This is a genomic window from Nocardia sp. NPDC058497, assembly GCF_042720195.1.
GTDB lineage: Bacteria > Actinomycetota > Actinomycetes > Mycobacteriales > Mycobacteriaceae > Nocardia.
Window position 1 is genome coordinate 1 of the sequence record NZ_JBHXMY010000589.1, and the last position, 3569, is coordinate 3569.

The 3569-nt window shown below is 66.5% G+C and carries 4 protein-coding genes and 1 pseudogene; all 5 read right to left on the reverse strand.

Annotation, left to right across the window (positions count from 1 at the left end):
• Positions 1 to 744, reverse strand: a 744-nt coding sequence (locus tag ACFWPJ_RS27715) for a cutinase family protein (RefSeq protein ID WP_378855666.1), incomplete at its 3' end; no start/stop codon positions are given.
• 221 nt (positions 745 to 965) lie between these two features.
• Complete coding sequence (locus ACFWPJ_RS27720; RefSeq protein ID WP_378855668.1) at positions 966 to 1292, reverse strand: hypothetical protein; 327 nt, start codon at positions 1290 to 1292, stop codon at positions 966 to 968.
• Positions 1293 to 1450: 158 nt separating this feature from the next.
• Complete coding sequence (locus tag ACFWPJ_RS27725; protein ID WP_378855670.1) at positions 1451 to 2140, reverse strand: DUF2637 domain-containing protein; 690 nt, start codon at positions 2138 to 2140, stop codon at positions 1451 to 1453.
• A 124-nt stretch (positions 2141 to 2264) separates the two neighbouring features.
• Positions 2265 to 3272: a 1-aminocyclopropane-1-carboxylate deaminase/D-cysteine desulfhydrase gene (locus ACFWPJ_RS27730; RefSeq protein ID WP_378855672.1), complete on the reverse strand. Its 1008-nt coding sequence runs from the start codon at positions 3270 to 3272 to the stop codon at positions 2265 to 2267.
• Positions 3273 to 3287: 15 nt separating this feature from the next.
• Positions 3288 to 3569 (reverse strand): annotated as a pseudogene (locus tag ACFWPJ_RS27735) (hypothetical protein); the annotation flags it as partial.

The following is a 3569-nucleotide window of genomic DNA, read 5'->3' on the forward strand; positions in this document are numbered from 1 at the left end:
TTCGATCAGCTTCGGCTCGATGCCGAGCGCGGGATCGAGCAGGCCCCGCGCGCGCCCCCGCGCGGGCGGGCGCCGGGCCCGGGGGCGGCCCGCCGCGCCGCCGCCGGCCGGCCCCGCCCCCACGACCGGGCCGTCGCCCGCCTTGCGACCGGCGTCGGCGAACATCACCACGCCGAGCACGTCGTCCGGGTCGACGACCGAGTAGCCGTCCTCGGGTGCGTCGTTGCCGATGCCCTCGGCGACGCGGCGCACCACGTCGGCGCCCTCGCTGTAGCCGACGATGGAGAACTTGGTGTCCGGGCAGGCGGCGGAGATCTCGCGCATCACCTGCTGGGTGTTGGCGACGCCCTGGTTGACCGCGTCCTCATAGGTCCGCATGTCGGCCGGGTAGGCGATGTAGATCGCCGCGTACTGGCCCTCGGCCAGGTCGTCCCGCGGCGCGTTCACCACCGGGTCGACCCACACGCTGCTGTGATCGCCCGACAGCGCCGCGGGCAGCGGGTTGCCGTTGGCGTCGAGCAGCATCGCCGTGGTGCCCTCGACCGGGGTGTCGTTGCGACCTGCCACCGAGATGGTCACCATCTCGCGGCACTCGGTGACCGAGGTGGTCAGCTGGTAGGTGGGGGACGCGGGCTGCGACGTCACCGCGAACGACGCGGCGACAATGGCCGCGACACCGAGCGCCGCCGGTGCGGCGACAGCCGAAGCGATGCGATGTTTCGCAAGGAACTCGCGCAGTTTCATATTCTGATCCCGTTCGAATGACCTACAGGTGGGCAGGCCCCCCGACGGGCCGTTTGTCACGACCTTTGTCGTCCCACTCAGCAAGATCGTTACTGCCGCGAACAGGAACCATTGCCCCTGATTCCTGGGGCACCCGGGTCCGGCCTAGCGGTCCTACCTCCCAGCCCGGAAACATACGGTCACCGGAACGTCTCCGGGGTGGGCGGAGTCTCGGTGGCAGGTCAGCCTATTCCGCTTCCGTTCGTCATCGGATGGTCCGCCATACCCTCGGGCAGCCACTGGGTGTGCGCGAGTGCTTCGAAAACGCAGATCAACAGCAATTTCCGGCCACGTTGTCCGCCGCTGAGCTCGGGTTCGGCAGATGCTTCCTGACCGCGTGCTCCGGCCGCGGCGACGCGCCGTGGTCCCGGCTCGGACAGCATCCAGAACAGTTCCGGCCCCATCAGGGTCGAGCGACCACCGGTCTCGATGAACCAGCGTCCAGAGTATTCGATCATCAGATCGGTGAATGCTTCCGAATTGCCGATCGCTTCGGTGAGCTGGGTCATCGAACCCGATCGATCCAGGCTGCTCTGGATGATCGAAGCCAATCGGATCGCGAGTTCCCGGAACTGTTCCAAACCTTGGTCCTGCCACACTGTCATCGCCATTTTCTGCTCCCTCGAGTGGTGGTGGGGTGACTGCGAACGTCGAGCGGCGTGCATCGTCAGAAACGTATGCCGGTCGTGGTGAACTGGGGTCGGTCGATGACATCCACGGACGTGGGCCAGTCCGGCGATCCGAAACCGGTGGTCTGCCGTCTGGTGAACAGTGGCCCGGTGTTGTCGAGCGGGTAGACCTTCGGCACCTCCACCTCAACCTCGACGGGTGCGACGGTCGGCTCTGGTTCCGCGGCCTCGGTACTACATTCAGCCGCGACCTGTCGGCCGCGTTCCCAGAGCATCAGCGTGAGATGCACGGCGAACAGCATCGTCAACGGCATGCCGGCGTAGATCGCCATCGCCACGACACCGCCACCGATCTCGTTGGCGTACTGGATATTTCCGGAAACAGAAATCAAGGTCGAGAAGGCGAACAGCACGGTCGCATACCACCAGCCCACGCTCCACTGCCGGAACGCGGCGGTGGCGATGATAGAAGCGATGACCAAGCCGTCGATGGCGATCGGCACATTCGCCGCCAGTCCGGGCGGCACCAGATTGCGTGTAGATAGGTCGTGTAAAGCAGCGAAGGACATTTGGAACGAACTGACGGCCACCACTCCCGTAACAATCAGCGTTGCATGCGCCAGCCGGGGTCTGAACGAACTCAACCGGCTAATAAAGTGCAGATCTCCGCGCGACGTGGCCGGTCGCACAGTGTCATCTGCAGGTACCGCAGTTGTGATCGTGGTCATAGCCGGGGAGAGTACAGTGGCTACCCCTCGGCCACTCGACCGCCCGGCCTGAACGATCGGCTTCGTTCCCGCAGCCATGGCAATCGCCAATGTCCCAGCGTGGCAGCATCATCGCCGTACCTGGCTACCGCTGGTGAAGGCGGGGTCCGTTGGTGTTCAGAAAGACGACAGGGCCGTTGCCCAGCTCATCGCCGGCGTCGAGGGCGAGGGTCGCCGCCATCGCCTTCGCGGTGTAGACGGGTTCGAGGACCAGGCCCGCGTCGGCCGCGAGCGCACGGGCCCGCTCACCCTGCTCGGTGGGGTGACCGTAGCCCGCACCGAGCTGGTCCTCGACAAGGAGCAGCCGGTCGGGCGCGAGCTCGAGCCGCGGCAGGCGTGCGCCACGCTTGCGCAGCAGCGCCTCGGTCCGGCGCGCGGACCGCAGCAAGGTAGTGGCATCCAGCCGGAGCTGATCATTGACGACCACGCCGACGACCCTGGTCGAGAGCCCCGCGAGCTCGAGCCCGAGCAGCAGCCCGGCCGCGGTCCCACCCGATCCGATCGCGGTGACGATATGCGTCGGTTCCGGCACCACACCCGCGGCGACCTGATCGGCCAACTCCAGCGCAGCCTCGACATAGCCGAGCACGCCGACCGTCGACGACCCACCCGCGGGCAGCAGATACGGAAGCTTGCCGCCGGCCGAATGCCTCGCGAGAAGATAGGGGACAGCCGCGATCGTGCGCGCCTTCGTATGGGTGAAATGCAGTGCGGCGCCGCTATCTTCGAGCCGCTCGAGCTGAGCGCGCACATGCTCGTCGACCGGCTGATCGACCAGCGCCAGCGCCGTTTTCAGCCCATATTCCTTCGCGTACAACGCGGTAGCGAGTCCCCAATTCGTGCCGAGCCCCCCGACGGTGAAGATCGTCCGCCGTCCCCGCCGCAACGCATCGGGAATCAGCCATTCGAGCTTGCGGACCTTGTTTCCACCCCACCCTCCGTCTCCGAAAACCCCATCGTCCTTGAGCCACAACCGCGCCGCCCCCTCGGAAAGCCCGGACAGTTCGCGCACCGGAGTCGGCCCGGAACCGAGCCGAATGTGCGGCAAGGTATTCCGCAACTCGTCGAACCGTTCGTGCAGCAGCGCGGTCATGCTCGTTTCCTACCCTTACTTCCCCGCCTGGTCGAGTGCCGCGACTTCGCGCACCGAGTCGGCGATGGCCCGGAAATCCTTGCGCAGGATGGCACCGTGATTGCTGGGCACCTTAGCCCCGATACGGCCGTTCGCGTTGCGGGTGGTCGCCCCACGCGCCCGCTCGTCATAGGTGATGTGCCGGAACTCCGGCCCGCACCGCGCGGTTTCCCGCCGACTCGGCGAGGTGGCCATAGAATTCGGAGGACACCAGGGCAGTCGGATTTTCCAGGTACCCAGGAAGGTGACCAATGTCCC